The organism is Amycolatopsis umgeniensis (assembly GCF_014205155.1).
Taxonomy (GTDB): Bacteria; Actinomycetota; Actinomycetes; order Mycobacteriales; family Pseudonocardiaceae; genus Amycolatopsis; species Amycolatopsis umgeniensis.
This window is the reverse complement of record NZ_JACHMX010000001.1, coordinates 2,174,803-2,200,412: the sequence shown is the minus strand read 5'-3', so window position 1 is coordinate 2,200,412 and position 25,610 is coordinate 2,174,803. Positions and strand designations below refer to the sequence as shown.

The 25,610-nt window shown below is 69.0% G+C and carries 21 protein-coding genes; 11 read left to right on the top strand and 10 right to left on the bottom strand.

Going from position 1 to position 25,610, the window contains the following annotated elements:
- Nucleotides 1-119: 119 nt before the first annotated feature.
- The 4 genes from HDA45_RS09745 to HDA45_RS09730 all read left to right on the top strand — a co-directional run bounded on the left by HDA45_RS09745 (nt 120) and on the right by HDA45_RS09730 (nt 6,275).
- Nucleotides 120-3,917, top strand: a complete 3,798-nt coding sequence (locus HDA45_RS09745) for a non-ribosomal peptide synthetase family protein (RefSeq protein ID WP_184893904.1) — start codon at nt 120-122, stop codon at nt 3,915-3,917.
- A 23-nt stretch (nt 3,918-3,940) separates the two neighbouring features.
- Nucleotides 3,941-4,687, top strand: a complete 747-nt coding sequence (locus HDA45_RS09740) for an aspartate racemase/maleate isomerase family protein (protein ID WP_184893902.1) — start codon at nt 3,941-3,943, stop codon at nt 4,685-4,687.
- A 44-nt stretch (nt 4,688-4,731) separates the two neighbouring features.
- Nucleotides 4,732-5,310, top strand: a complete 579-nt coding sequence (locus HDA45_RS09735) for a TetR/AcrR family transcriptional regulator (RefSeq protein ID WP_246480660.1) — start codon at nt 4,732-4,734, stop codon at nt 5,308-5,310.
- Nucleotides 5,311-5,414: 104 nt separating this feature from the next.
- Nucleotides 5,415-6,275: an NAD(P)-dependent oxidoreductase gene (locus HDA45_RS09730; RefSeq protein ID WP_184893898.1), complete on the top strand. Its 861-nt coding sequence runs from the start codon at nt 5,415-5,417 to the stop codon at nt 6,273-6,275.
- A gap of 397 nt (nt 6,276-6,672) precedes the next feature.
- On the opposite strand, the gene iolD is transcribed toward HDA45_RS09730, so the two are convergent.
- The 7 genes from iolD to HDA45_RS09695 are packed head-to-tail and all read right to left on the bottom strand — an operon-like array spanning nt 6,673 to nt 14,053.
- On the bottom strand, nt 6,673-8,511 hold the full coding sequence (gene iolD / locus HDA45_RS09725) for a 3D-(3,5/4)-trihydroxycyclohexane-1,2-dione acylhydrolase (decyclizing) (protein WP_184893896.1): 1,839 nt from the start codon (nt 8,509-8,511) through the stop codon (nt 6,673-6,675).
- Complete coding sequence (iolB, locus tag HDA45_RS09720) at nt 8,508-9,398, bottom strand: 5-deoxy-glucuronate isomerase (RefSeq protein WP_184893894.1); 891 nt, start codon at nt 9,396-9,398, stop codon at nt 8,508-8,510. Before iolB ends, iolD begins: the two co-directional genes overlap by 4 nt.
- On the bottom strand, nt 9,395-10,327 hold the full coding sequence (gene iolC / locus HDA45_RS09715) for a 5-dehydro-2-deoxygluconokinase (protein ID WP_184893892.1): 933 nt from the start codon (nt 10,325-10,327) through the stop codon (nt 9,395-9,397). The genes iolB and iolC overlap by 4 nt, the downstream gene beginning before the upstream one ends.
- Nucleotides 10,324-11,124: an ATP-binding cassette domain-containing protein gene (locus HDA45_RS09710; protein WP_184893890.1), complete on the bottom strand. Its 801-nt coding sequence runs from the start codon at nt 11,122-11,124 to the stop codon at nt 10,324-10,326. The genes iolC and HDA45_RS09710 overlap by 4 nt, the downstream gene beginning before the upstream one ends.
- Nucleotides 11,121-12,155 (bottom strand): ABC transporter permease, encoded by a 1,035-nt coding sequence (locus HDA45_RS09705; RefSeq protein WP_184893888.1) that lies wholly within the window; start codon nt 12,153-12,155, stop codon nt 11,121-11,123. The genes HDA45_RS09710 and HDA45_RS09705 overlap by 4 nt, the downstream gene beginning before the upstream one ends.
- Nucleotides 12,152-13,138, bottom strand: a complete 987-nt coding sequence (locus tag HDA45_RS09700; protein ID WP_184893886.1) for a substrate-binding domain-containing protein — start codon at nt 13,136-13,138, stop codon at nt 12,152-12,154. Before HDA45_RS09700 ends, HDA45_RS09705 begins: the two co-directional genes overlap by 4 nt.
- Nucleotides 13,139-13,162: 24 nt before the next feature.
- On the bottom strand, nt 13,163-14,053 hold the full coding sequence (locus tag HDA45_RS09695; protein ID WP_184893884.1) for a sugar phosphate isomerase/epimerase family protein: 891 nt from the start codon (nt 14,051-14,053) through the stop codon (nt 13,163-13,165).
- Nucleotides 14,054-14,175: 122 nt separating this feature from the next.
- On the opposite strand from HDA45_RS09695, the gene HDA45_RS09690 reads away from it, so the two are divergent.
- The 3 genes from HDA45_RS09690 to HDA45_RS09680 all read left to right on the top strand — a co-directional run bounded on the left by HDA45_RS09690 (nt 14,176) and on the right by HDA45_RS09680 (nt 16,845).
- Nucleotides 14,176-15,174 (top strand): LacI family DNA-binding transcriptional regulator, encoded by a 999-nt coding sequence (locus tag HDA45_RS09690; protein WP_184893882.1) that lies wholly within the window; start codon nt 14,176-14,178, stop codon nt 15,172-15,174.
- 13 nt (nt 15,175-15,187) lie between these two features.
- Nucleotides 15,188-16,189 (top strand): Gfo/Idh/MocA family protein, encoded by a 1,002-nt coding sequence (locus HDA45_RS09685; protein ID WP_184893880.1) that lies wholly within the window; start codon nt 15,188-15,190, stop codon nt 16,187-16,189.
- 200 nt (nt 16,190-16,389) lie between these two features.
- Entirely contained in the window at nt 16,390-16,845 is a 456-nt protein-coding gene (locus tag HDA45_RS09680) for a hypothetical protein (RefSeq protein ID WP_184893878.1), read from the top strand.
- On the opposite strand, the gene HDA45_RS09675 is transcribed toward HDA45_RS09680, so the two are convergent.
- Nucleotides 16,842-19,823, bottom strand: a complete 2,982-nt coding sequence (locus tag HDA45_RS09675) for a BTAD domain-containing putative transcriptional regulator (protein WP_184893876.1) — start codon at nt 19,821-19,823, stop codon at nt 16,842-16,844. The two genes, HDA45_RS09680 and HDA45_RS09675, sit on opposite strands and share 4 nt — an antisense overlap.
- Before the next feature lie 374 nt (nt 19,824-20,197).
- Nucleotides 20,198-20,662 carry an NUDIX hydrolase gene (locus HDA45_RS09670; RefSeq protein ID WP_343072040.1) on the bottom strand — a complete coding sequence of 155 codons (465 nt, stop codon included), beginning with the start codon at nt 20,660-20,662 and terminating at the stop codon, nt 20,198-20,200.
- A 92-nt stretch (nt 20,663-20,754) separates the two neighbouring features.
- On the opposite strand from HDA45_RS09670, the gene HDA45_RS09665 reads away from it, so the two are divergent.
- The 4 genes from HDA45_RS09665 to HDA45_RS09650 are packed head-to-tail and all read left to right on the top strand — an operon-like array spanning nt 20,755 to nt 23,742.
- A complete protein-coding gene (locus HDA45_RS09665; RefSeq protein WP_184893873.1) occupies nt 20,755-21,150 on the top strand; it encodes a GntR family transcriptional regulator in 396 nt (131 codons plus the stop codon).
- Nucleotides 21,147-22,010: an ABC transporter ATP-binding protein gene (locus tag HDA45_RS09660; protein ID WP_184893871.1), complete on the top strand. Its 864-nt coding sequence runs from the start codon at nt 21,147-21,149 to the stop codon at nt 22,008-22,010. The genes HDA45_RS09665 and HDA45_RS09660 overlap by 4 nt, the downstream gene beginning before the upstream one ends.
- A 9-nt stretch (nt 22,011-22,019) precedes the next feature.
- Nucleotides 22,020-22,808, top strand: a complete 789-nt coding sequence (locus HDA45_RS09655; protein WP_184893869.1) for an ABC transporter permease — start codon at nt 22,020-22,022, stop codon at nt 22,806-22,808.
- Between the two features lie 13 nt (nt 22,809-22,821).
- Complete coding sequence (locus tag HDA45_RS09650; RefSeq protein ID WP_184893866.1) at nt 22,822-23,742, top strand: ABC transporter permease; 921 nt, start codon at nt 22,822-22,824, stop codon at nt 23,740-23,742.
- A gap of 20 nt (nt 23,743-23,762) precedes the next feature.
- Here the strand turns inward: HDA45_RS09650 and asnB are convergent, their stop codons facing one another.
- Complete coding sequence (asnB, locus tag HDA45_RS09645) at nt 23,763-25,595, bottom strand: asparagine synthase (glutamine-hydrolyzing) (RefSeq protein ID WP_184893864.1); 1,833 nt, start codon at nt 25,593-25,595, stop codon at nt 23,763-23,765.
- Nucleotides 25,596-25,610: the final 15 nt, after the last annotated feature.

The following is a 25,610-nucleotide window of genomic DNA, read 5'->3' as shown; positions in this document are numbered from 1 at the left end:
GCGAGAAACGGGATTCCCGTTCTTTGGGGCGGTTGTCCCCCGGACCGTATCTCGCGACGACCGGACCACTCCTTTGACCGGTGGAACAAAGAACACGGAATTCGCACTGGGGGATGACCATGACGTCGACCGACAACGTCACACCGCTTCATCGCGTCCGATCCGGTATTTGCCTCCCGGATCTGCTCGGAGACTGGTCCAGGAGGCAGCCGGAGGAGATCGCCGTCGTCGACGGTGACCGGGAAGTGACTTTTCGCGGACTCGAAGAAGCGAGCGGGGAACTCGCCGGGCACCTCGCGAGCCTGGGGATCGGCGCGAATGACCCCGTCGGCCTTTACGTCGAGCCTTCCGCGGACCTGATGATCGGTGTGTGGGGCATTCTCTCGGCCGGCGCCGCTTATCTGCCGTTGTCCCCGGAGTACCCGGAAGACCGGCTGCGGTACATGCTCGAAGACAGCGGCACCGGCGTCGTCGTCACGCAGCCGCATCTCGCCGCGCGGCTCGCCGGGCTGGTCCCCGCCGGGACGACGATCGTTTCCCTGGCCGACGTCCGCGGAGAGACCGGCGAGGCCCCGCGTGGGCCCCGGCCGGACTCGCTCGCCTACGTCATCTACACCTCCGGCAGCACCGGAAAGCCGAAGGGCGTGATGATCGAGCACCACAGTGTCGTTTCCCAGATACGCTGGCTGCAGGCCTGCGGTCACCTGGACACGGGGGTCACGGTGCTGCAGAAGACGCCGATGAGCTTCGACGCCGCGCAGTGGGAGATCCTGGCGCCCGCCGCGGGTGCCCGCGTGGTGATGAGCGCTCCCGGCGGTTTCCGGGATCCCGAAGCCCTGATCGACACGGTGGTCGAGCACGACGTCACCACTCTGCAGTGTGTTCCGACGCTGCTGCAGGCGTTGCTCGACACGGAACGCTTCGCGACCTGCACCACGCTGCGGAAGCTGTTCTCCGGCGGTGAGGCGCTTTCGCGTCAGCTGGCCAAGGAAATCGCCCGCGAGGTGCCCTGGGCGAGGCTGGTGAACCTCTACGGGCCGACCGAGTGCACGATCAACGCGACAGCCCATCTCGTCGACCCGGACACCATCGACGAGAGCGCCGGGATGATCTCGATCGGTGTGCCTGTCGACAACACGCAGTGCTACGTGCTCGACGCCGACCTCGCCCCGGTCGACATCGGGGAGACGGGCGAGCTGTACATCGGCGGTGTCCAGCTGGCCCGCGGCTACCTGAACCGGCCGGAGCAGACGCGCGAGCGGTTCGTGCCGAATCCGTTCGTGCCGACCGAGCGGCTGTACCGCACCGGAGATCTGGCCTACTGGAACCCGGACGGCACCATCCAGTTCGTCGGCCGCGCCGACAACCAGGTCAAGCTGCGCGGCTACCGCGTCGAGCTGGACGAGATCACGGTGGCGATCGAGGAACACACGTGGGTGCGCCGGGCCGCCGCGGTGGTGACCGACGACGCGCGCACCGGCTCGAAGGCGCTCGTCGCCTGTGTGGAGCTGAATCCACGCGAAGCCGCGCTGATGGACCAGGGCAACCACGGCGGGCACCACCAGTCCAAGGCCAGCAAGCTGCAGGTCAAGGCGCAGCTGTCCGATCCGGGTGTGCGCGCCGCCGCCGATCTCGCCGATCGCCCTGTCGTCACGTTGGAGGGCAAGCAGGAGACCGCCCATCAGCGGCGGGAGGTGTTCGCCCGCAAGACCTATCGCTACTACGAGGGCGGCGCCGTCAGCCGCGACGACCTCGCCGCGCTCCTGACGCCGGGCCCGGTCAGCACGTATTCCCGGGAACCCGGCGAGCTCGCGTTCGCCGAACTGGGTGAGCTGCTGCGGTGGTTCGGCCGATTCCGAAGCGACGAACGGCTGTTGCCGAAGTACTCCTACGCCTCGCCGGGCGCGTTGTACGCGACGCAGTTGTACCTGGAGACAAGCGGTCTCGACGGGCTCGATGCCGGGATGTACTACTACCACCCGATCGACCACACGCTGATCCGGATCGCCGCGAGCACGGGAACCGGGCACTCGGTGCACTTCATCGGGCGCACCGGGGCCATCGAACCGGTCTACAAGAACAACATCCGCGAGGTCCTCGAGTTCGAAGCGGGCCACATGGTCGGGGTGTTCGAGGAGATCCTGCCCGGGTACGGCCTCACGATCAGCCCCTCGGCGTTCGAGCCGGCGGTGGCCGTCCGTCTAGGTGCCGCCGCCGAGGACCACTACCTCGGCACGTTCTCCTTGCACGCCAACGACGGTGAGCCTCGGCGTGACGACACGGAGCTGTTCGTGCAAGCCCATCCGGACCGGGTCGAGGGCCTGCCCGCCGGCACTTACCGCTGGCGGGACGGGGACTTCGAGCGGCTTTCCGGCAACCTGATCGAGGCCAAACACGTGATCGCGATCAACCAGCAGGTGTACGACCGCGCGGGCTTCGGCATCACCGCGGTCAGCCGCACCGCCGATGAGTGGCTCGAGTACATCGGTCTCGGCACGAAGCTGCATCACCTGCAGCGCAACGGTTCGGCGTTCGGTTTCATGTCCTCGGGCTACAGCTCGAAGAGCGGCAATCCGTTGCCCGCCGCCCGGCGGATCGACGACATCCTCATCGGGCAGGGGATCGCCCCCGGTCCGTCGTACTTCTTCGTCGGCGGAAAGGTGAGCCCGGAGCAGGCGAGCAGCGAGGGAATGCGCGAAGACGCCGTGCACATGAAGGGGCCCGCGGAGATCATCCGGGACGAGCTCGCGAACACCCTGCCCGATTACATGATCCCCAACCGGGTGCTGGTGCTGGACGAGTTGCCGTTGACCGCCAACGGAAAGGTCGACGGCCGGGCGCTCGCGGAGACCGACGCCGTCCGCTCCGCGAGCGGCGACACGCCGTACGTCGCGCCCTCGACGAGTCACGAACGGTGGCTGGCCGAGGTGTGGGGCAAGGCGCTGAAGTACGACGACGTCTCGGCACGGGACGACTTCTTCGCCGCCGGCGGCAACTCGCTGACCGCGGTTTCCTTGGTGAACCGGATCAATCGCGAGTTCGGGACCCGGTTGCCGCTGCAGGTCGTCTTCGAATGCCCGAAGCTGGCCGATCTGGCCGCCCGCATCGGCGAGGACTCCATCCGGCCGTCATCGCGGCTGGTCCCCTTGGCGACCGGTGGTGGCAGCCCGGTGTTCTGCTGGCCGGGACTCGGCGGGTATCCGATGAACCTGCGGACGCTGGCTTCGGAAAGCGGCCTGGGGCGGTCTTTCTACGGTGTGCAGGCCCACGGCATCAACGCGTCGGAAACGCCGTACTCCACCGTCGAGGAGATGGCGAAGGCCGACGTCGCCGAGATCCGGCAGGTCCAGCCGGAGGGTCCGTACACGCTGTGGGGCTACTCGTTCGGCGCGCGGGTTGCCTTCGAAACGGCGTGGCAGCTGGAGCAACAGGGACAGCGAGTGGACGAACTGCTGCTGATCTGCCCGGGCAACCCCGAAGTCGGCGGCGGGGAACGGGTGGCCGTTTACACGAATCCGGCGTACCTGACGATCCTGCTGTCGGTTTTCATCGGGTCGATCTCCGGGCCGGAACCGCTGGCCTGCCGGGAAACCGTCCGCGACGAAGACGGATTCGTGACCTTCGTGGCAAACCTGCTGCCCGCGCTCGGTGAGCAGCTGATCCGGCGGATCGTCCGCATCGTCGAGGAGACCTACGAGTTCGACTACAGCTTCCGTGAACTCGCGCGGCGGCGGATCATGGCTCCGGTGACCCTCTTCAAGGCCGCCGGTGACGACTACTCGTTCGTCGAGAACAGTTCCGGGTATTCGGCCACACCGCCGGAAGTGGTCACACTCCAAGGCGATCACTACAGCGTCCTCAAGGAAGGCGGGGTCGCTGAACTGGCATCGGCGATCCGTGCCAGGAAGGGGCGCTGACCGGCGAAAGGAGAAAGCTGCCCGTGACTGACTCTCTCGGTCCCCGCCTCAAGGTCGGCGTCGTCGTCCCGTCCACGAACACCTCGGCCCAGCCGGAACTGGACGCGATGCGGCCCGACGGCGTCACCAACCACACCGGCCGGATGGTCATCGACGACGACTCGATGGTCGACGCGCCCGGCTTCGATCGCGTGATGCGCGGTATCCGCACGTCGACCCACCCGGCGATCGAGAGTGTCACCGGCTGCGACCCCGATTGCGTGATCATCGGGGTCTCACCGGAGAGCTACTGGCAGGGGCCGGGGTCGCACGGCCGGGTCCTCGACGCGATGCGGAAGGCCGCGGGCGGGCGGCCGGTGGCGATGAGCCCGGACGCGATCAACGCCGCGCTCTCGGCGTACGACGCCCGCAGGATCGCGGTCATCACGCCGTATCTGCCGGTCGGCGACGACTCGGTGAGCAGCTTCTTCTCCGGCAGCGGCTACGACCTGCTGAGGCTCCAGGGCCTCGGCAGGCCGAGCCCGGCCAAGATCTCCCACGTGTCCGAGACCGAACTCCGGGACGCGGTCAAGGCGATCGACAGCGCCGACGTCGAGGCCATCGTCCAGGTCGGCACCAACGTCGCCATGGCCCGCGTCGCCGCGGCCGCCGAGTTCTGGCTCGGCAAACCCGTCATCGCGAACAACACCGTGCTGTATTGGTACGCCCTGCGCCAAAACGGGATCGCCGACCCCGTGCGCGGCTTCGGCTCCCTGCTGGCGGCGCACTGACCGGTATTTGACTGTTCGTTACAGAACGTGCGATGCTGGCCGGCATGCCCCGTCCGAAGGGATTCGATCCCACCGAGGTGCTCGACGCAGCCGTCGGCACTTTCTGGCGCAAGGGGTACGCGGCCACGTCGGCCCAGGACCTGGTCGAGAGCACCGGCCTCGGCCGGGGAAGCCTCTACAACACGTTCTCGAGCAAGCAGCAGCTGTTCAAGGAGGCTCTGCGCCGTTACGAGGAAACGTCCGCCACGCGCGTCGAGGAGATGCTGGCCGCCCCGGGAACCATCCGGCAGCGGATCAGGCGTGTCCTGACGGACGTGGTCGACGACGAGATGGACTCCTCGGCAGGGCACCGAGGCTGCCTCGCCGTCAACGCCGCCCTGGAACTCGGCGGGATCGACGACGAGATCACCGCCCGCGTCCGTCACAACTTCGAACGGGTGGAGAACGCGTTCCACGTCGAGTTCGCCGCCGCGAGGCAGGAGGGCGAGATCGGCGAGAACAAGGATCCGCGTGCCCTGGCCCAGTTCACCCTCGCGGCGATGTACGGCCTGCGGGTGCTGGGCAAGACCGCGGACCGGCAGGCGCTCACCCAAGTCGTCGAAACCACCATCCAGGCGTTCTGATGTTCCAGGTTTCGTAAACCAGCCCCCGCGCCCGCGCGGATTTCCTTTGTCCTCGTTCTTGAACGAGGATTCCACTACCGAGGGCAAGGAGTGAAGGACAAGTCATGACGGAGACCGTCGCGGTACTCGGCACCGGAATCATCGGTGCCCCGGTGGCCCGCAACCTGAGCAAGGCCGGATTCACGGTCCGGGCCTGGAATCGCACCGCGGCCAAGGCCGAAGCCCTGGCGGGCGACGGTGTCCAGGTCGCGGCGAGCGCCGCGGAGGCGGCCGAGGGTGCGCCGGTCGTGATCACGGTCCTCACCGACGGTCCGGCGGTCCTGGAGGCGATCCGTGCCGCCGCCCCCGCCGCGGGCACGATCTGGGTGCAGCTCAGCACCGTCGGCGACGCTGTCGACGATCTGATCGCCTATGCCGACGAGCAGGGCCTCGTCTTCGTCGACGCGCCGGTGCAGGGCACCCGCCAGCCCGCCGAACAGGGCCAGTTGATCGTGCTGGCGGCCGGCGCGGTCGAGGCGCGCGAGATCGTCCAGCCGCTGTTCGACGCGATCGGCAAGCGCACTCGGTGGGTCGGCGAGGACGGCCGCTCCGGTGCGGCGAGCCGGCTCAAACTGGTACTGAACACCTGGGTGATCGCGCTGACCCACGGTGTCGGCGAGGCGCTGGCGCTGGCCGAAGGCCTGGGTGTCGACCCGCGGCATTTCGTCGACGTCGTCACCGGCGGCCCGATGGACAACGGCTACTTCCAGGGCAAATCCGCCGCGATCCTCAAGAACGACTACACCACCGCGTTCTCGGTCGACAACGCCGAGAAGGACGCCAGGCTGGTACTCGAGGCCGCGGGTCGCGCGGGTGTCCGGATGGACGTCGTCGAGGCCGGGCGGGCCCGCTTCGCCCGCGCGTCCGAGGCCGGGCACGGTGACGAGGACATGGCGGCGGGGTACTTCGCCAGCTTCGACAAATAGGCGGGGGTCGGGCGCGACCGCGTTCAGTCAGTTGGACGCGGTCGTGCCCCGTCTACTTGTTTCAGGAGCAAGGCGAACGTGCCGTGCTCGTGCCGTTCTTCGGAGTCGGTCGCTGATGGGTGTTGCGAAAGCCACGTTCGCAACCTTCAACGTTGCGAACGTGGCTTTCGCAACACCGTCGTCCCGGGCGGCCCGCGTCCGAACACGGGCGGGGGCGTCCTTCGTGGCATCGGACGCGGCGAAGGGAGCCTTCAAGCCTGAGCCGCGTGGGTCGGGTTGGTCGTGAGAGGCGATCCGGGCCGCCGCTGTGAGGGCCACGTCAGCCGTTCCGGGTGTCGCGAAAGCCACTTTCGCGACGTCTGATGTCCTGAAAGTGGCTTTCGCGACACGGCCGCGCCTAGCTCTTCAGATACCGCACCTGCCCCGACTTGCCGTCGTCGAGGCCTTCCCGCCCGGAAAGATGCTCGGGGACGCCGACCTCCCACCAGGCACCGGCCTCGGTCCACGAGTTCGGCTGAGTCCGGACCACGACGACCGCGGGCCGCTTCTCCGCCACCGCGGCTTCCCGAGCCTTCGCGTAAGCCGCCCGCACATCGTCCGAAGAGGACGCGGTGAAGACCGAGCAGCCCAGTGACTCCGCATGTCGCGCGAAGTCGACCCGAGGCGGCGACGCGTGCGCGCTCCGGCAGTCGGCGAGGAAGTTGTTGAACGGCTTGCCGCCTTGGCCCTCTTGCAGCCGGGCGATGACCGCGTAGCCGTCGTTGTCGCAGACCACCGCCACGAACGGATGCCCGGCGAAGGCGGCGGAGAACAGTTCCGAGTTCAGCATCAGATACGAGCCGTCGCCGAGCATCGTGGTGACCAGGCCACCGGTATGCGCCATCGCGGCGCCCCACGCGCCCGCGAGTTCGTAACCCATGCACGAGAACCCGTACTCGACGTCCATGCTGACCGATCCCGACCCGCGCCAGCCGCCGATCAGTTCCCCCGGCATCCCGCCGGACGCGGTCATCACGTAGTCCTGCGGCTCGGAGAGTTCGTTGACCGCGCCGACGACCTGGGCGTACGTCGGCACTTCGCCGGAAACGGCGCGCAGCGAGTCGATGTGCTCGTCCCACCGGCCGCGTTCCGCCGCCGCGCGTTCCGTCCACAAAGGATCTACCCGCCAGCTTTCCAGCTGCGCGGCCAGATCCGCGAGACCCGCGTCGGCGTCGCCCACGACGGCCAGCGCACCGTGCTTGACCGCGTCGAACCGGGCGGCGTTCAGGGTGATCAGCCGGACGTCGGAAGAGAACACCGTCCAGGAAGCCGTGGTGAAGTCCTGCAAACGGGTGCCGACGGCCAGTACGACGTCGGCCTCGGCGGCCAGGACGTTCGCGGAGGCCGAGCCGGTGACACCGAGCGGTCCGGCGTGCAGCGGATGCCCGTGGGGGACCAGCGTGCGTCCGGCCGTGGTCTCGGCGACCGGGATGCCGTGCCGTTCCGCGAAGGCCAGCGCGCGCTCACCGGCGCCGGAGTACCGGACGCCACCTCCGAGCACCAGCAACGGTTTCCGCGCCGCCCGTAGCGCGCCCGCCGCCTCGGTGAGGGTCCGGCGATCGGGACGCGGGCGCGGTGGGCGATGGGTCACCGGCGCGAACAGCTCGTCCGGGAAGTCGTAGGTCTCGACCTGGACGTCCTGGGGCAGCGCCAGTGTCACCGGGCCCGCGTCCGCCGGATCGGTCAGCACCCTGGCGACCTGCGGCAGCGTCGCCAGCAGCTGTTCCGGTCTGGTGATCCGATCGAAGTACCGGCTCACCGCGCGGAAGGCGTCGTTGACCGTGGCCGTCGGATCGCCGAAATGCTCCACCTGCTGCAGCACCGGATCCGGCGCGCGGCTGGTGAAGGTGTCGCCGGGGAGCAGCAGCACCGGCAGCCGGTTGGCGTGCGCGACCCCGGCCGCGGTGACCATGTTCAGCGCGCCCGGCCCGATCGACGACGTCACCACGCCGACCTGGCGCCGGTGTGTCGCTTTGGCGTAGCCGACCGCCGCGAGCGCCATGCCCTGTTCGGTCTGCCCGCGCCACAGGGGAAGCTCGTTGCGGTACTCCTCGAGCGCGGTGCCGAGGCCGAGGACGTTGCCGTGCCCGAAGATCGCGAACACCCCGGGGAACAACGGGACCTCCCGTCCGTCCAGGGTTTCCGACCGCTGCGCGAGCAGCCAGCGCACCAGGGCCTGTGCCGTGGTCAGTTTCATGACACTCGCCCTTCGTGACTCGTGACCGGGCAGCGCGGATCGAGTTCCTGGTCTTCCCACGTCTCGCGGACCCAGCCGTGCGCGGGGTCGTCGCAGAAGGCCATCGACCGCTCTTCGGCCGGACCGGCCAGGACGTTCAGGTAGTACATCGGGTAGCCCGGCGCCGCGACACAGGGACCGTGATAGCCGCGCGGGATCAGGAAGACGTCGCCGTCGCGGACCGCGACGTCCTCGTCCAGCTCGCCGTCCGAGGTGTACGTCCGATGAAGGCCGAACCCTTCGCGCGACGGTGTCACGCCATCGCGTCCGGCGACGCGGAAGTAGTAGATCTCCTCGTTGACGACCTCGCAGTCGGACGCCTCGTCGTGTTTGTGCGGCGGATAGGACGACCAGTTGCCGCCGGGGGTGATCAGCTCGCAAGCGTTCAGCTTGTCCGCGTGGTCCCACACGCCGGGTACCCCGAAGTTGGTGACCTGCCTCGTCGCCTGCCCCGCCCCGCGTACCTCGACGGGCACGTTCTCGGCAGGCCCGTAGCGCGGTTCGAGGCGACGGGTGCAGCGCGCCATCGGCAACGCGACCTCGATACCGCCGGCTGTCGACAACTCGACTTCCGCGTCGCGCGGCACGTAGGCGAAGTCCGTGACCCGGGTGAACACGGAGTCCCGCCCCGCGAGCTCGAAGACCTGCCCGTCGACCCGGACCGTGCACGCCCCCGCCAAGGGCAGCACGAAAGCCTCGTACTCGCCGGTGCGCACGATCCTGGTCTCCCCGGCGGCCAGCGAAAGCACCCGCAGCCCGCTGTAGGTCCAGCCCGCCGAGTCCGGGGTGAGCCGGACCGGATCCCGCTCGTCCGAAAGCGTCCCGAGTGGACGGTGCAGCTTGCTCACAGCAACTCCTCGATCTCGTCGGCGGTGGGCATGGCGTCGGCGCAGGCCAGCCGGGAGGCGACGAGCGCGCCCGCGGCGTTGGCGTACGCGGCGATGCGCACCGGATCCCAGCCGGACAGCAGCCCGTGGATCAGCGCGCCGCCGAACCCGTCCCCGGCGCCGAGCCCGCAGACGACCTCGACCCGCTGGGGAGGAACCGTCCAGCGGCCCTCGGCGGTGGCCACCAGAACACCTTCGGCGCCCTTCTTGATCACCGCCAGTTCGACACCTCTGGCCAGCATCCGCGACGCGGCCTCGTCGGGATCCGCCGTCCCCACGGCGACCTCCGCCTCGGTGCGGTTGCCGACCGCGACCGTGACGTGGTCGAGCATCCAGCCGATCTCTTCCCGCGCGGTTTCGGTGTCCGGCCAGAACATCGGCCGGAAGTCGAGGTCCAGCACGGTATGCGACCGGCGTCCGCGCCGCTCCAGCATCTTGCGCTGGGTGCCTCGTGCGGGCTCGACGGACACGCCGGTCCCGGTGACCCACAGGAGCGGCACCGTCTCCACGACGTCCCAGGGAACGTCGGTTTCGGTGAGCGTCAGATCCGGGGCGATGGGGGAGCGGTAGAACAGCAGCGGAGGATCCGCGGGCGGGTTCAGCGCGCAGAAGACCACCGGTGTCTGCAGCCCCGCCGACGTCCCGACGTGATCGGGTGTCACGCCGAACTCCCGCAGCGCCTGACGGACGTAGTCGCCGAATCCGTCCGGGCCGACCTTCGTCAGTACCGAGGTCGAGCGGCCGAGCCGCGCGGCGGCGACCGCGACGTTGGTCGCGGTGCCGCCGAGCGATTTGGCGAAGGTGCTGACCCCGGCCAGCGGCACGCCGCTCTGCTCGGGGTAGAGGTCCACCCCGACCCTGCCGACGGTCAGTGCTTCGAGAGCGGTCATGAAGGGGACTCCACAGCTCGCAATTCGTGTTCGAGGGCTTCCAGTTCCGCGCCGCCCGCCATCTGCCGGGTCAGTTCGGGAAGGTCGATCTCGGACTTTTCGTAGGTGCCGAGCGGCGCGCCCCGCTTGAGCAGCAGGAAGCGATCGGCCACCGGATACGCGTGATGCGGGTTGTGCGTGATCAGGACGACGCCGAGCCCGCGATCACGGGCCTGCGCGACGTACTTGAGCACGACACCGGCCTGCTTGACGCCCAGCGCGGCCGTCGGCTCGTCGAGGATCAGCACCTTCGCGCCGAAGTGCACCGCCCGCGCGATGGCGACGCACTGCCGCTCACCACCGGACAGCGTGCCGACCGGCTGCTCGACGTCGCGCAGGTCGATGCCCATGTCGGACAACGCCTTCTTGGTCGTCTCGCGGCCCTTCTTCCGGTCCAGCGCCCGGAACGGGCCGAAGCCGACCGTCGGTTCGGAGCCGAGGAAGAAGTTCCGCCACACGCTCATCAGCGGGACGACCGCCAGGTCCTGGTACACCGTCGCGATACCGCGATCGAGCGCCTCACGCGGCGAGGCGAACTTGACCGGCGCGCCCTCGACCAGGAACTCGCCCCTGTCATGCTGGTGCACCCCGGCGAGGATCTTGATCAGGGTGGACTTGCCGGCGCCGTTGTCGCCGAGGACGCAGGTCACCTCGCCCGCGTTGACCACGGTGGACACGTCGCGCAGCGCGATCACGCTGCCGTAGGTCTTGCCGACACCCTGTACGGAGAGCAGCTCTTTGGCTTGGCTGTGACTCATCGCCGGACCCTTTCCGCGCGCCGCCGGAAGGCGTTGTTGACCAGGACCGCGGACAGCAGCATCACGCCGAGGAACAGCATGAACCAGTCGCTGTCCCAGCGGGCGAACACGATGCCCTGCCGTGCCATGCCGAAGATCAGCGCGCCGATCGCGGCGCCGATCGCCGAACCGAAGCCGCCGGTCAGCAGGCAGCCGCCGATCACGGCCGCGATGATGTACTGGAACTCCAGTCCGATGCCCTGGTTCGCCTGGACACTGGCGAACCGCAGGATGTTGATCGAGCCGACCAGCCACGCGGCGAGCGCGGTGGTCATGAACAGCATGATCTTGGTGCGCACCACCGGGACCCCGACCGCGCGGGAACTCTGCGCGTTGCCGCCGACGGCGAAGATCCAGTTGCCGAACCTGGTCCGGACCAGCAGCCAGGCCGCCAGTACCGCGAACCCGATCCACCAGACGATGGAGATCTGGAACGCCGTCCCGCCGACGTCCACTGTGGACGCGAACACGAAACCGGCGGACTCGTAACCGTCGGTCGACCGCATCCCGGAGACCTGGACGGTGCCGGTGACCAACCGCGTGATGCCGAGGTTGAGCCCTTGCAGTGCCAGGAACGTGCCCAGGGTGACGATGAAGCTGGGCAGTCCGGTGCGCATCACCAGCCAGCCGTTGAACGCGCCGACCGCGAGCGCGAAGACCAGCGACGCGAACAGCGCCAGCCAGACGTTCCAGCCCGCCTGCGTCGCCAGTGTCGCGGTGACGAGCGCGGTGGACGCCGTCATCACGCCCGCCGAGAGGTCGAACTCCCCGCCGATCATCAGCAGGGAGACGGCGACCGCCATGATGCCGAGCGTCGAGGCGTCGTCCAGCCAGGTCGCCACGCCGCTGCCGCTGAAGAACTGGTCGGTGACGAGGGTGAAGAACAGGAAGACGACGACCGCGCCGAGCAGCGCGCCGATCTCGGGCCGGACGACCAGCCTGTCGAGCAGGCGCGGTTTCGCGATCCGTTCGTCGAGGGTGGTGGTTGTCATCGCGTGCCCCTTTGCACGTACTTGCCGACGGTGTCCACAGTGGATTTGTCGACCAGATCGGGCCCGGTGAGCACCGGCTTCCCGCCGCCGACGACGTTCGCGTTGTCCCGGTAGAGCTTGAGGAACTGCACGGGCAGGTAGCCCTGCTCGTACTGCTGCTGATCGACCGCGAAGACCACGTCGCCCGCCTTGATCGCGCCGACCACGTCGGTGTTGAGGTCGAACGTGCCGACCTGCGCCTGCGAGCCGACCGCCTTGATCGCGCTCACCGCTCGCGCGGCGACCTGCGAATTCAGGGTCAGGACGGCGTCGAGGGAGGTGTCGGTCTGCACCGCGCCCCGGATCCGGGATTCGGCGTCGGTGGGGTTGCTGATGTCGACCTGCAGGGTCTGCACGTCACCCGCGAAGCCGGTCTTGGCGCCGTCACAGCGCTGGGCCTGCCCGACGTTGCCCGCCTCGTGGACCACGCAGAGCAGCTTCTTCTTGCCGAGTTCCTTGAACTTCTTCCCGGCCTCTTCGCCCGCGATGGTCTCGTTCTGCCCGACGTGGGTGAGCGCGCCGTAGCCCGCGCTCTTGTCCTCACCGGAGTTGATCGTGATGACCGGGATCCCCGCGCGGACCGCGTTCTCGATCGAGGTCTTGAGCGCCTCCGGATTCGCCATGGACACCACCAGCCCGCCGACCCGCTGCGCGACCGCGTTGTCGACCAGCTTGGCCTGGTTGCCGGGATCCCCGTCGGAGTTGTACTCGACCTGGACGCCGAGCTGCTTGCCCGCCTCTTCGGCGCCGTTCTTGACCACGTTCCAGAACGCGTCACCCGCCGTGCCGTGCGAGATGACCGCGACCCGCAGCGGCCCGCTGGGCTCGCTCGTCGCCGGACCCGTGGCCGCCGTGGGTTTCTCCTCGGCTTTCGGCCCGGTGCACGCGGACAGGAGCAAAAGTCCCGCCGCGGCCACCAGAACCGCCTTCAAGCGATGGGACATCGTCGTCTCTCCTCGCTTCTTCCGTTACCTGGCAGCCGGGAGCCGGCTGACGATTCCGTCGAGATGCGCCAGGCTCCTGGTCACATCCCGCTTCGGCAGATCTTCCGGGCTCCCCTCGCTCAGCGCGGTGTCCTGTTCGAGTACGTACCACCCGTCATAGCCCGCCTCGTCGACGAACCTGACCATCGCTTCGATGTCGACGTCCCCGTCACCGAGAGGGACGTACAAACCCTTGCCGACGGCTTCGGCGTAGGGAAGCCTTCCGGCGCGGACGTCTTCGGCGAGTTCGCCGCGGACGTCCTTGAGGTGCAGGTGACCGATCCGCTCGGGGTACCGTTTGGCCAAGGCGACCGGATCGGTACCGCCGATCAGGAGGTGCCCGGTGTCCAGGCACAGCGGGAGCTCGGAATCGGCGAGGAAGCGCTCGACCTCTTCCTCGGTTTCCGCATGCGTCCCGACGTGGGGATGCAGCACGGTGCGAAGCCCGTGGCGCGCGGCGATTTCCCTGATCTCACCAGAGGTTTCGATCAGCGTCGCCCATTCGGTTTCGCTCAGCTTCGGCCGGTCGTCGTAGCCGTCGAGGCCGGTCGCGGCGGCGAGAACGAGCATGTCGCCACCGCACGCGGCGAACAGCTTGGCGGATTCCTCGGCCTCCGCCAGCGCGGCGCCGGGATTCTCGTGCAGTGCCACGGCGAGGAAGCCGCCGACCAGGTCGAGCCCGAACCCGCCGAGCAGCGCGCGCAGCTCCGCAGGGTCTCGCGGCAGGTAACCGGGAGGGCCGAGTTCGGTGGCGCGGACCCCCAGCTCCGCCATTTCGCCCAGCACGGTCCCCGCGTCGAGTACGCGGCCCCAGCCGGGGACTTCGCATACGCCCCAGGAGATCGGGGCGGCGGCGATTCGGATCCGGGATGTCATCGGCGGCCTCCAGAGCGGGGAACGGGGATCGGGTTGGAGCGCTCTATTGATTAGAGCGCTCTAATCTTGTAGCGTCCATCACAGTAAAGTCAAGGGCTGGGAAAGTCTGGGGGTAACCGGGAATGGCGCGACCGACGATGGAGGATGTCGCCGCGAGAGCGGGGGTGTCCCGCGCGCTCGTGTCACTGGTGATGCGGAACGCGCCGAACGTCTCCGACGAACGGCGGACGCGGGTGCTGTGCGCGGCGCACGACCTGGGCTACGAGCCGCACGCGATGGCCAGGTCGCTGGCCAGCCGGACGTCGACCGTCCTCGGCGTGATGGTCTCCGATCTCCGCAACGCCTTCTTCGCCGACGTCGTCGAGGGGCTCGACGCGGCGGCCGAAGCGGCCGGATTCCACTTGATCCTCAACACCGGCGGCCGCAGTCCCGCCCGCGAGCGAGCCGCGTTGAAGAGCCTGTTGTCCTTCCGGCCCGCCGGGGTGATCCTGCTGTCGCCGGTGGTCCCGGCGTCGGCGATCGAGGAAGCGGCCGCGCAAGGCCCCGTCGTCCTGGTGTCGCGCACCTCGCGCGTACCGGGGGTCGACACGGTGAACGACGACGGCGAGGCGGGCGCCGCGCTCGCCGTCGAGCATCTGGTTTCGCTGGGGCACCGGCGGATCGCCCATCTGGACGGTGGGGTCGCCGCCGGTGCGGCCGCCCGGCGCCGGGGTTACCAGCAGGCCATGCGGCGTCATCTGCTGCATCCGCTCATCGTGCGCAGCGAGCACACCGACACCGCCGGGGAGAAGGCCGTGCACGATTTGCTCGGTGACCACCCGCGAGAGAAGTTGCCGACGGCTTTGCTGGCGGGCAACGACTTCAACGCCGTCGGCGCGATCTCCGCGTTGGAAGAGGCCGGCCTGCGGGTGCCCGAAGACGTCTCCGTGGTCGGCTATGACAACACCTCACTGGCCGCGCTGCGTCACCTCTCACTGACCACAGTGGACCAGCCGCGCACGGAAATGGGCCGGCTGGCCGTCGAAGCACTGCTCGAACGGGTCCGGGGCGAACGTACCGAACCGGTCCGGCATCTGCTGCACCCGTCGCTGGTGGTCCGCTCGACCACCGCCGCGCTCTAGAAAGGTTGCGAGAATGAGGTTGGGACTTGCCGGCACCGGCCGGATCGGCACTTCGCACGCCGAAACCTTGAAGAGCTTCGACGAGGTCTCGTCCGTGGTGGTCGCCGACGTCGACGCCGGCCGCGCCCAGGCCGCGGCGGCCGAACTCGGCGTCGAAGCGGTGGCGGACATCCCCTCGCTCTTCGCGTCCTCTTTGGACGGACTGGTGGTCACGGCGGCGACGGACGCCCATCCGGAGCTGATCCTCAAAGCCGTCGACGCGGGGATCCCGGTGTTCTGCGAGAAACCGGTCGCCGCCGACATCCCCGGCACCCTCGCGGTGATCGACAAGATCTCCGGTTCGGACGTGCCGGTGCAGATCGGTTTCCAGCGCCGGTTCGACGCGGGCTACGCGGCCGCCCAAGCCGCCGTGGCTTCGGGCGAACTCGGCTGGCTGCACACCTTGCGCGCCACCACGCTGGACCCTGCGCCGCCGCCCGCGGAGTATGTCGCGCATTCCGGTGGCCTGTTCCGGGACTGCGGAGTGCACGACTTCGACGTCGTGCGGTTCGTCAGCGGCCGTGAGGTCGTCGAGGTCTACGCCGTCGGGGCGAACAAGGGCGAGCGGTTCTTCGTCGACGCCGGTGACGTCGACACCGCGGCCGCGACCCTGACCCTGGACGACGGAACACTGGCCGCGGTCTCGTTGACGCGCTACAACGGCGCGGGCTACGACGTCCGGCTGGAAGTCCTCGGCTCGGCGGGGAACGCCGTGGTGGGCCTGGATGACCGTGCACCGCTGACCTCGGTGGAACCCGGCGTCCAGCCCTTGCCGGGACCGGCCTATCCCGGGTTCATGGAACGCTTCCGGCCCGCGTACATCAGTGAGCTGAAGACGTTCCTCGACGTCGCCGCCCGTCGTGTGCCGAGCCCGTGCGGAGCGGCGGACGCGCTTGAGGCGTTCTACATCGCCGAGGCTTGCGAAGTCTCGCGTCGCGAACGCCGCCCGGTCCGCGTGGACGAGGTACGCGTCTGAGCCACGCGTGACTCGCGTGATCAGACCCGGAACTCACGTGTCCGGGGACGGAACTCACGTGTCTGGAGGCCGCATTCGAATGTGGGGCTGCACCACGACGGCAGGTTGCTGCCAAGACCGGCCGACGCCGACGTCCTCTCGCTACCGTGATCGCGGGTCTCGAGGGGCGGCAAGTGCCGCCGGAAGCGTGAGGAGTGCGGATGCAGCCGTACGGCAAGCCGAGGGCGAACGCCACGGCGGCGGTGATCACCGGCTCCCTGGCGCTGCTCACCGCGGCCATGCTCGTCTGGTTCGCGCTCTACAACGTCGTCTACGCAGGCGGATCCGAAGGGGGCTGGTCCGGCCCGGTGCTGCAGAACGTGGTCGGCGGCATCGTCACCGCGGGGTTGCTGGTGGTCGCGGCGGGATTCACTTTCGCCCGCAGGATCGCCGGCGCGTGGACGCTGTTCGGGCTCTGCGCGTTTTATGTGGTGGCGGTCTTCCTGGCGGCTCCGCTGGTGTGGGGCACGCCCTTCGGCACGCAGGTCCAGTGGATCTTCGGCTTCGACAAGAGCAATGGCGTCGCGACGGCGTTGGCGAGCGTTTTCGGCTTCCTGACGGCGGTCATGGCGGCGATCGCGGGCAGCGTGAGGTCGTACGAGAAGCCGCGCGTCTAGAGCTTGTCGAGAATGAGCTTCGCGCGTTCCTCGACGAGCCGGTAGCCGGAGCGAGCGGCGAGTTCCTGCGCCAGCTCGCCGTGTGTCCGGGCTTCTTCAAGTTTTCCGAGTTCCAGCAGGGTTTCCGCGAGTCCGGTGCGCGCGGCGGCCTCGCACCAGAAGAAACTGGTCGTCCGCGCGATCGACAAGGCGAGCCGGTGGTGTTCGGCGGCCTCCTCTGGCAGGCCGAGCCGTAGGCAGACCTCGCCGAGCCCGACGAGCGTCCAGGCCTCGGTGCCCCGGTCGCCGATCTTGCGGGTGAGTTCGACCGCTGCGAGGGCGTCCGCGCGGTTCTGCTCGCCCGGGTCTCGCCTGCTTTCGAGTACGGCCCGGCCGGACAGGGCCGTGGCCTCGCCGTAGGTGTAGCCGAGTTCGCGGTTGGCCGCGAGCGCGCGGGTGTAGAAGTCGTAGGCGTCGTCGAGCAGGCCGAGGTCGCGGTGCACGTTGCCGAGATCGACCAGCAGGACAGCGACGCTGAACCGGGCGCCGTCCCGCTCGGCGACGGAGAGGGCGCGGGTGAAGTTGGCGAGCGCTTCGTCGAGCTGACCCGTCTGCCAGTACGGGAAACCGAGGTTCGCCAACGCCATCGAGATACCCGGCATGCTCAGCTCTTCGCACAGCCGCAGGGATTCCAGCCCGCAGCGGATCGCCTCCTGCGGGTCGCCGAGGCGCTGGTGCACGGCGCTCAGGTTGTTGAGCACGGCCGCGCGACCGGCGTCCCAGCCCTCGAGGAGGTCTCCGCGCAGGGCGCTGGTGAGGTGTTCGCGCGCCTCGTCGTAGCGGCCGCTGTTGACGCAGGCGAGCGCGATGCTCAGGTGCATCGCCGCTTGCGCTTGTCCGGCGCCGCTGCGGCGGGCGGCCTTGAGCGCCGTCGAGGCCGTGTCGATCCATTCCGCGTGATGGCCGCGCTGGTGGAAGAAGGCGCGGAGCGCGTCGGCGAGATGCCAGGAGAACTCGGGCGGTCCGTTTTCGGCGCTGTGCTCGACAGCGGCGGCGAGGTTCGGCCACTCGGCGTCGAGCCAGGCCAGCGCCTCGTCGGTGTCGGCGAAGGGTTTGTCCTCCGGTTCTTCACGCGGCAGGCGCAGGAAGTGCGGGATGAGGACGCGGCCCGCGGCGTCGGCGGTGGTCAGGTAGCTCTCGAAGAGCCGCCTCTCCGCGGCGTCGCGATCGGGCTTCGTGTCCTCCGACAGCGTGCGGCCCGCCGCGAAACTGCGGAGAAGGTCGTGGAACCGATAGCGCCCCGGGGTGTAGCGCTCGATCAGATGTGCCGCCGCGAGCGCTTTGAGCTGCTGGTTGCCCCGGGTCGCGCCGGTCAAGGCCTGGGCCGCGGAGGCGGTGAACGTCTGGCCGGGGACGAGTGCGAGACGGCGGAACAGCCGCCGGTGCTCCTCGGGAAGGGCCCGGTACGAGACGCCGAACGCCGTGGTCACGGCGCTTTCCTCGGCGCCGTCGACGGTCAGTTCCGCCAGCGGGTCGCCGCCGGCCAGCTCGCGGGCGAGTTCGGCGATCTCGGGTTCGCCGCTCGCCCCGAGGTTGGCCGCCGCGATCCGGAGGGCGAGCGGGAGATGCCCGCACAGCCGGGCCAGTTCCGCGGCCGCGCCCGCCTCGGCGGCGACTGTCTCGCTGCCGAGCACGGCTTCCAGCAGATGCCTCGCGTCTTCGGCGGGCAGGACGGACAACGGGAGCGCGCGGGCGCCGGTGCGGGCGATGAGATCGCCGAGCCGCTGGCGGCTGGTGACCAGGACGGTGCCCGACGGCGGCAGCAGTGGCAGCACCTGGCCGGTGTCCCGCACGTTGTCGAGGACCAGCAGGACCTTGTTGTCGGCGAGGAGGGAACGCAGCAGCGCGGCCCGCGTGTCGGTGTCCGGCGGGATGGCCTTGGGCGCGGTGCCGAGCGCTTGCAAGAGCTGGGTGAGCGCGACAGCCGGGGTCAGCGGTTCGTGGTCGGGGTCGAAACCGCGCAGGTCGAGGTAGAGCTGGCCGTCGGGAAACGCGTCGCGGACGCGGTGCGCCCAGCGGATCGCGAGCGCGGTCTTGCCGACCCCCGCGGTCCCGCTGATCACCCAGATGTCGGTGCCCTCGCCCGCGTGACGGGTCGCCTCGTCGAGCCGCTCCAACTCGGCCGCCCGCCCCGCGAACCCCCGGACGTCGTGCGGCAACTGCGCCGGGCGGACCGGCTCGGGTTTGGTCGTGGCCGCCGCGGGCTCGAGGGCGGGATCGGCGGCGAGGATGGCGGTTTCGAGTTTCCGCAGCTCCGGAGACGGGTCGAGGCCGAGCTCGGCGCCCAGCCTGTCCCTCAACGCGCGGAAAGCCTCGAGGGCGTCGTCGGTGCGGCCTTCGCGGTGCAGCGCGAGCATGAGCTGCCCGACGAACCGCTGCCGCAGGGGATGCGCGGCGACCAGTTCGGTCAGCTCCGCGAGGACCTGGCGGCCGCGGCCGAGCCGCAGCTGCGCTTCGGCGCGATCTTCCAGGGCCGTCCAGCGTGCCTCGTTCATGCCGCCGCGGAGCCGCTGGGCGATCTCACCGCTCACGACGTCGGACAACGCTTCGCCGCGCCACAGCCCGAGAGCCTCGTCGAAGAGTTCGACGGCGGTCTCGTCGTCGGCTTTGCGCGCTTGTGTGGTCAGCTCGGTGAAACGGTGCACGTCGACCTGGCGCGGTTCGACCCTGAGCAGGTAGCGGGTGCCCTCGGAGACGATCTCCGGCCCGCCCGCGCCGCGGAACACCGCCCGCAGCCGGGACACCAGCGCTTGAACGGTGTTCCGGGCACTCGCCGGTGGTTCCTCGGGCCAGAGCAGGTCGATGATCCGGTCTCGCGGTACCGGTTTGCCCGCCTCCAGCAGCAGAACCGCCAGCACGAGGCGTTGTTTGGGCGAGCCGAGATCGACCTGACCTTCACCGGCCCACGCCTCGACGGCGCCGAGGACGCGGAACTCCACCCGGCCACCTCCGCCCACCGTCGTCAGAGCCTGCAAGCGTAGTGCAAGCGCCCTGCATCCGGACGCCGTGATCCTTGCTGGGTGTCCACCGAGGACCCGTCGCCGGAACCGTGCCCAACCAACAAGACGGGCAGGACCCCCCATTCGGTTCCGGTACGACGGTGGACACCTACACCTTGCACAGGCACCGCCTTCTGACGGCGGTGGGGGTTGGGGGTAGTGCCAGCTCGACGTCTTCCCCCGTGTCGTCGAACTGGCACTTCTTCTTGACTGGGGCTGGGGTTTTCTCGTCGCCGTCTTCCGGCGACGTCCTGGGGATGGGTGGGCGGGCCGGTCGCGGCCCGCCCATGCCAGGACTTTCCGTGAGCAGAGGACTACTTGCGACGCGCGGGGCCGGTGGTCAACGCGGGATCGATCAGGCCGAGCCAGGCGTCCTGGTCGTCGGCCAGTGGACGCGGCAACGGGAGCGCGCGGAAGCGGCAGTCGAACGTCATGCCGGTGTCGCCGCCGGTCCCTTCGACACGATGTATCCAGTCATCGGCCGTGCCGATGGGCGCCGCCAGGTGGAAGTAGGTGGTGCGGCGTGGTTGTCCGGTCCCGGGGTGGGGTTTGTCCTCGGCCGTCAACGCCCGGACGATCGTGACGCCGGTCAGCCCCGTTTCCTCCGTGACTTCTCGCAGCACCGCCTCCGAGAGGCTTTCGCCGGCCTCGACTCCTCCGGCTGGGACTTGCCGTCCGGCTTCTGGGGCGCCGACGTGCTCGAAGATCAGGAGCTCAGGCCGCGTTCGCGGGCGGATGATGTAGGCCGCGACGCGGATCCTCGGCGGAGAGGTGATCACGAGGTTCTCCTGTCTTCTCCCGGTTCCTGCTTGACAAGCATGCCCGCCTGCCTGCACCCTTTCACTACTTAATTAGTGAAAGGGTGTTGCCAGTGGTCACCTTCCACCTGGACAAGGGCTCGGGCGTCGCGACGTACGTCCAGCTCGTCCAGCAGGTCAAGAACGCGCTCCGGCTGGGGTTGCTGGAGCCGGGGGACCGGCTGCCGACGGCGAAGGAAGTGGTCGCCGAGCTGGCGATCAACCCCAACACCGTCCTCAAGGCCTACCGCGAGCTGGAGCGGGAAGGGCTCGTCGAGGGGAAGCCGGGTCTCGGCACCTTCGTCCAGAAGACGCTTGGAGGCGCTTCGTTCGCGGAGCACACGCGGTTGCGGAAGAGCCTGGGGGTCTGGGTCCGCGACGCCAGGGAATCAGGGCTGGACCAGGAAGACGTCGAGGCGTTGTTCACCTCGGTGATGGTCGATGGCTTTCGAGGAGAGCGGACCGCATGACCGATAAACCCGTCATCGAAGCGACCGGCCTCGGCAAGCGCTACCGTCGCAAGTGGGCGCTGCGCGACTGCTCCCTTTCCGTCCCGAAAGGACGCGTCGTCGCCCTCGTCGGGCCGAACGGCGCCGGCAAGACGACCTTCCTGCATCTGGCCGTGGGGTTGCTCGACGCGACCCTCGGCTCGGTCTCGATCCAAGGAACCTCCGCGTTCCTCGCCCAGGACAAGCCGCTGTACCCCGGTTTCAGCATCGCCGAGATGCTCAAGTTCGGCAGGCGTCTCAACCCCGGCTGGGACGACGAGTTCGCGCTCAAACGCATCGATTCGCTGCGGCTTCCCTTGAAACACAAGGTCGGCAAGCTGTCCGGCGGTCAGCGCGCGCAGGTCGCGCTCACTCTCGCGCTCGCGAAACGCCCGGACCTCCTGGTGCTCGACGAGCCGCTCGCGAACCTCGACCCGCTGGCCCGCCACGAGGTCATGCGCGGGCTGATGGAGGCGGTCGCCGAAACCGGCATGACCGTCCTGCTCTCCTCGCACGTCGTCTCCGATCTGGAGAACACGTGTGACTGGCTGATCGTCCTCAACGGCGGCCGCGTCCAGGTCAGCGGCGACATCGACGAACTCGTCGCCGGGCACCGGATCCTTTCCGGACCCGCGGAGGAGGCCGACGCGCTGGCCAAACGCGTCGCGGTCGTGGACGAGGCACGGGCGGGCAGACAGGCGACCGTCTTCGCCCGCACCGAACCGGTCCCGCTCGGTCCACAGTGGACCGAAAGGCCGGCGAACCTGGAGGAGCTCGTCCTCGCCTACCTCCGGCGACCCGAATCCGCGAGCCTGCCTCGCCCGACACTGGCTTCGGCGTAAGGGGCGACGATGTTCTGGCTCACCTACCGTCAGCACCGCATGCAACTGCTGGTCACGGCCGGTCTGCTGGTCGTCGTCGGGATCCTGTTGCTGATCAACGGGAACGCCGCGGCGGACAGTCTCGATCCGGCGAAGCTCTTCAAAGACCTGTACACCTACCTTTCCTGGCTCCAGGTCGTGCCGGTGGCGATCGGGGTCTTCTGGGGTGCGCCGCTCGTCGCGGCCGAGTTCGAACGCGGTACCACGAAACTCGCCTGGACCCAGTCGATTTCGCGATTCCGCTGGCTCGGCGTGAAACTGGGGTTCCTCGCCGTTCTCGCCACACTGGGCGGTCTCGCGTTCGGCACGATGATGCAACGCTGGCTGGAGGTCTTCCCGACCGATCGCGGCGACACGGCTTTCACCAGCCGCTTCGACAACCCGGTCCTGTTCGCGATGACCGGCGTCGCGCCCGGCGCGTGGTGGCTCTTCGGTTTCGTGCTCGGCACCGCCGCGGGCGCGATCATCCGCAAGACCCTGCCCGCCATCGCCGTCACCATCGCGGTGACCGTCGGCCTGATGATCGGCGTGACCAACATCCGTGACCTCTACGCCGAGCCGCAGCTTGTCGCGCTGGGCAAGGAACCCGTGGGCCGGGTGCTGGAAATGGTCACGGACGCCGCCGGCGAGGTCACCGCGCTCAAGGTCCTGCCGCAGGACTGGTACTGGCGTTTCCAATGGACGGAAACCGCGATCCTGACGGGCGTCTCGCTCCTGCTCGCCGTCGCCGCGACCTTCGCCATCCGGCGCCGCTCCTAGAAAGGGATATTTCTTGCTCTGGCTCACCTGGCGGCAGCACCGCACCCAGCTGCTCGTCACCTTGGGGTTCCTCGCCGTGCTCGGTGGCGTCCTGTTCCTGTCCGGACAGATCGCCGTCGGCGCCGCGAACGGCGAGACCTCCCTGTACTGCTACGGAGGCGGCGTTCCCTGCCGCGAGTACGACGCGGGGCTGGAGGATCTCTACCAGGAGATCTACCCGCTGATCGTGCTGCTGCCGTTCGTTCCGTTGCTGGCAGGCGTCTTTTGGGGTGCTCCGCTGCTCGCCAGAGAGTACGAGCGCAATACCCATCAGCTCGCGTGGACGCAGTCGGTCGGGCGCGGGCACTGGCTGGCCGTCAAGTTCGGCGTCCTCGCCGGATGCGCGATGCTGGCCGGGCTCGTGTCGGGGCAGATGTTCGGCAGGTGGCTGGAGATGTTCCCCGGCAAGGCCGAGACCTTCGCCGAGACGTCCTACTTCGGCGCGGTCGGGATCGCGCCCGCCGCCTGGTGGCTGTTCGCCTTCACCCTGGGCGCGGCCGCCGGGGTGCTGGTGCGCAAGACCTTGCCCGCCATCGCGATCACGGTCGCGGTGTTCCTCGCGGCTTCGATCGCTTTGCTCCTGATGAGGCCGCATTACGCCGAGCCGGTGCGCACAATCGGTCCCGATGCGGCCGCGAAGGGGGCACTGATCGTCAAGGTGGGCAGGGTCGCGCCGGACGGCCGCGAGCTGAATTCGCTGGACGACGTGCCCGGCTGCCCGCGGGGGCTGGGGAAGAACGCGTGCGCTCAGGCGGCCGGGTATCAGGACTTCACCGTCTACCAGCCCACCAGCCGGTTCTGGCGGTTCCAGTGGACCGAGGCAGGCATCCTGTTCGCCGCGACCGCGGTCCTCGGGGGGATCGCGGTAGGGGGAACGGTCCGCCGCCGTCGCTGAGACGGCGGCGGACCCGGGGTTCAGTCCAGCTGCAGTTCGGGCCGGTACAGGTCGAACCAGTGGTAGAGGTCCAGCGCCCGGTCGATCCCGGCGCGCTGGACCGAGGGCATCGTCGCCGGGTCCACTTCGGACGCCCGGTGCAGCCAGTCTCGGTCCACCAGCGAGAACACCGGGTTGTCCCGCTCGGTCAGGGCCTCCTTGGCCTGCTGCTGCAAGGCCGCCGCGTAACCGGGGTCCTGTGTGGACGGATACGGGCTCTTGACCCGATCGCGAACCGACGCGGGCAGGACGTGCTTCGTGGCGTGACGCAGCAGGCTCTTTTCCCTGCTGTCGAACGTCTTCAGCGACCAAGGTGTGTTGTAGACGTACTCGACGAGGCGGTGGTCGCAGAACGGCACCCGCACCTCGAGTCCGACGGCCATCGACGCCCGGTCCTTGCGGTCCAGCAGCATCCGCACGAACCGGGAGAGGTGGAGGTTGCAGACCGTCCGCATCTTCCGGTCCTGCTCGCTCTCGCCGTCGAGGTGCTCGACCTGGGCGACGGCGGTGCCGTACTGGTCGGCGATGTAGCCGGTCAGGTCCAGCTTCTCTCGGACATCTTCCCGCAGGAGGGCACCTCGTTCGCTGGTGAGCCCCGTCCGGAAGGCGAGCCAGGGGAAGGTCCCCGAGTTCACCGCGGCTTCGTCGTGGAACCAGCGGTAACCGCCGAAGACCTCGTCGGCCGACTCGCCGGACAGTGCCACCGTGGACTCCGCGCGGATCGCCTTGAACAGCAGGTACAGCGACGTGTCCATGTCGCCGAGCCCGGCCGGGATGTCCCTCGCGGTCAGCACCTTGCGGCGGATCTCGGGATCACTGAGCTCGGCCGGGTTCAGCACGACGTCCTTGTGGTCGGAACCGACCAGTTCCGCGACGTCGCGGATGAAGGGCGAGTCCGGGGTGTCCCGCATCTCGTCCGGCTGGAAGTTGTCCTCCTGGCCCTGGAAATCGACCGAGAACGTGCGCAGCCGTTCGCCTTGTTCGGCCAGCCGTGCCGCGGCGAGACCGGTGACGGCGCTGGAGTCGAGCCCGCCGGACAGCAGGACACAGCGGGGCACGTCGGCGATCAGCTGGCGGTGCACGATGTCGGTCATCAGCTCGCGGACCCGCTCGACCGTGGTCTCCTGGTCGTCCGTGTGCTGCTTCGCGTCGAGCTTCCAGTACGTCCGCGTGCGGATCCCCGAGCGGTCGACGGTGACGATCGTGCCCGGCCCGACCTCGTGCATGCCCTTCCACAGCGACCAGCCCGGCGTCTTGGTCATGGACATCAGCTCGCGCAGGCCGTCGGTGTCGACCACCTTGCGCGCCAACGGGTTCGCCAGGATCGCCTTCGGCTCGGAACCGAACAGGACGCCGTCCGGGGTCGGGTAGTAGTAGAACGGCTTGATGCCCATGCGGTCGCGGATCATCACGAGCTTCTCGTCGCGCTCGTCCCAGATCGCGAAGGCGTACATGCCGTTGAGGTGATCGACGACCTCGTCGCCCCACTCAAGATAGCCGTGGAGCACGACCTCGGTGTCGCTGTCGGTCTCGAATTTGTGGCCCCGCTGGGAAAGTTCCGCGCGCAACTCGGTGAAGTTGTACGCCTCACCGCTGTAGACCATGGCCGCCAGTCCGGCTTCGGCCATCGGCTGCCTGCCGCCCGGCAGATCGATGATCGCCAGACGGCGATGCCCCAAGGCCACCTGGCGCCGCACCCAGGTACCCGAGTCGTCAGGCCCGCGGCACGCCATGGTCGCGGTCATCGCGTCGACGACCTCCCGGCGCTGTGTCAGATCCGTGTCGAAGGAGACCCACCCTGCGATTCCGCACATCGCTACCTCCTGGTG

What these genes read in the sequence shown, in the direction of transcription:
- HDA45_RS09735 (WP_246480660.1), top strand. Translation starts at nt 4,732, where the DNA reads ATGCCCCGTCCGAAGGGATTCGATCCCACCGAGGTGCTCGACGCAGCC.
- iolC (WP_184893892.1), bottom strand. Translation starts at nt 10,327, where the DNA reads ATGACCGCTCTCGAAGCACTGACCGTCGGCAGGGTCGGGGTGGACCTC.
- HDA45_RS09680 (WP_184893878.1), top strand. Translation starts at nt 16,390, where the DNA reads ATGCAGCCGTACGGCAAGCCGAGGGCGAACGCCACGGCGGCGGTGATC.
- HDA45_RS09690 (WP_184893882.1), top strand. Translation starts at nt 14,176, where the DNA reads ATGGCGCGACCGACGATGGAGGATGTCGCCGCGAGAGCGGGGGTGTCC.
- iolD (WP_184893896.1), bottom strand. Translation starts at nt 8,511, where the DNA reads ATGAAACTGACCACGGCACAGGCCCTGGTGCGCTGGCTGCTCGCGCAG.
- HDA45_RS09655 (WP_184893869.1), top strand. Translation starts at nt 22,020, where the DNA reads ATGTTCTGGCTCACCTACCGTCAGCACCGCATGCAACTGCTGGTCACG.
- HDA45_RS09685 (WP_184893880.1), top strand. Translation starts at nt 15,188, where the DNA reads ATGAGGTTGGGACTTGCCGGCACCGGCCGGATCGGCACTTCGCACGCC.
- HDA45_RS09660 (WP_184893871.1), top strand. Translation starts at nt 21,147, where the DNA reads ATGACCGATAAACCCGTCATCGAAGCGACCGGCCTCGGCAAGCGCTAC.
- HDA45_RS09710 (WP_184893890.1), bottom strand. Translation starts at nt 11,124, where the DNA reads ATGAGTCACAGCCAAGCCAAAGAGCTGCTCTCCGTACAGGGTGTCGGC.
- HDA45_RS09705 (WP_184893888.1), bottom strand. Translation starts at nt 12,155, where the DNA reads ATGACAACCACCACCCTCGACGAACGGATCGCGAAACCGCGCCTGCTC.
- HDA45_RS09745 (WP_184893904.1), top strand. Translation starts at nt 120, where the DNA reads ATGACGTCGACCGACAACGTCACACCGCTTCATCGCGTCCGATCCGGT.
- HDA45_RS09695 (WP_184893884.1), bottom strand. Translation starts at nt 14,053, where the DNA reads ATGACATCCCGGATCCGAATCGCCGCCGCCCCGATCTCCTGGGGCGTA.
- asnB (WP_184893864.1), bottom strand. Translation starts at nt 25,595, where the DNA reads ATGTGCGGAATCGCAGGGTGGGTCTCCTTCGACACGGATCTGACACAG.
- HDA45_RS09700 (WP_184893886.1), bottom strand. Translation starts at nt 13,138, where the DNA reads ATGTCCCATCGCTTGAAGGCGGTTCTGGTGGCCGCGGCGGGACTTTTG.
- HDA45_RS09730 (WP_184893898.1), top strand. Translation starts at nt 5,415, where the DNA reads ATGACGGAGACCGTCGCGGTACTCGGCACCGGAATCATCGGTGCCCCG.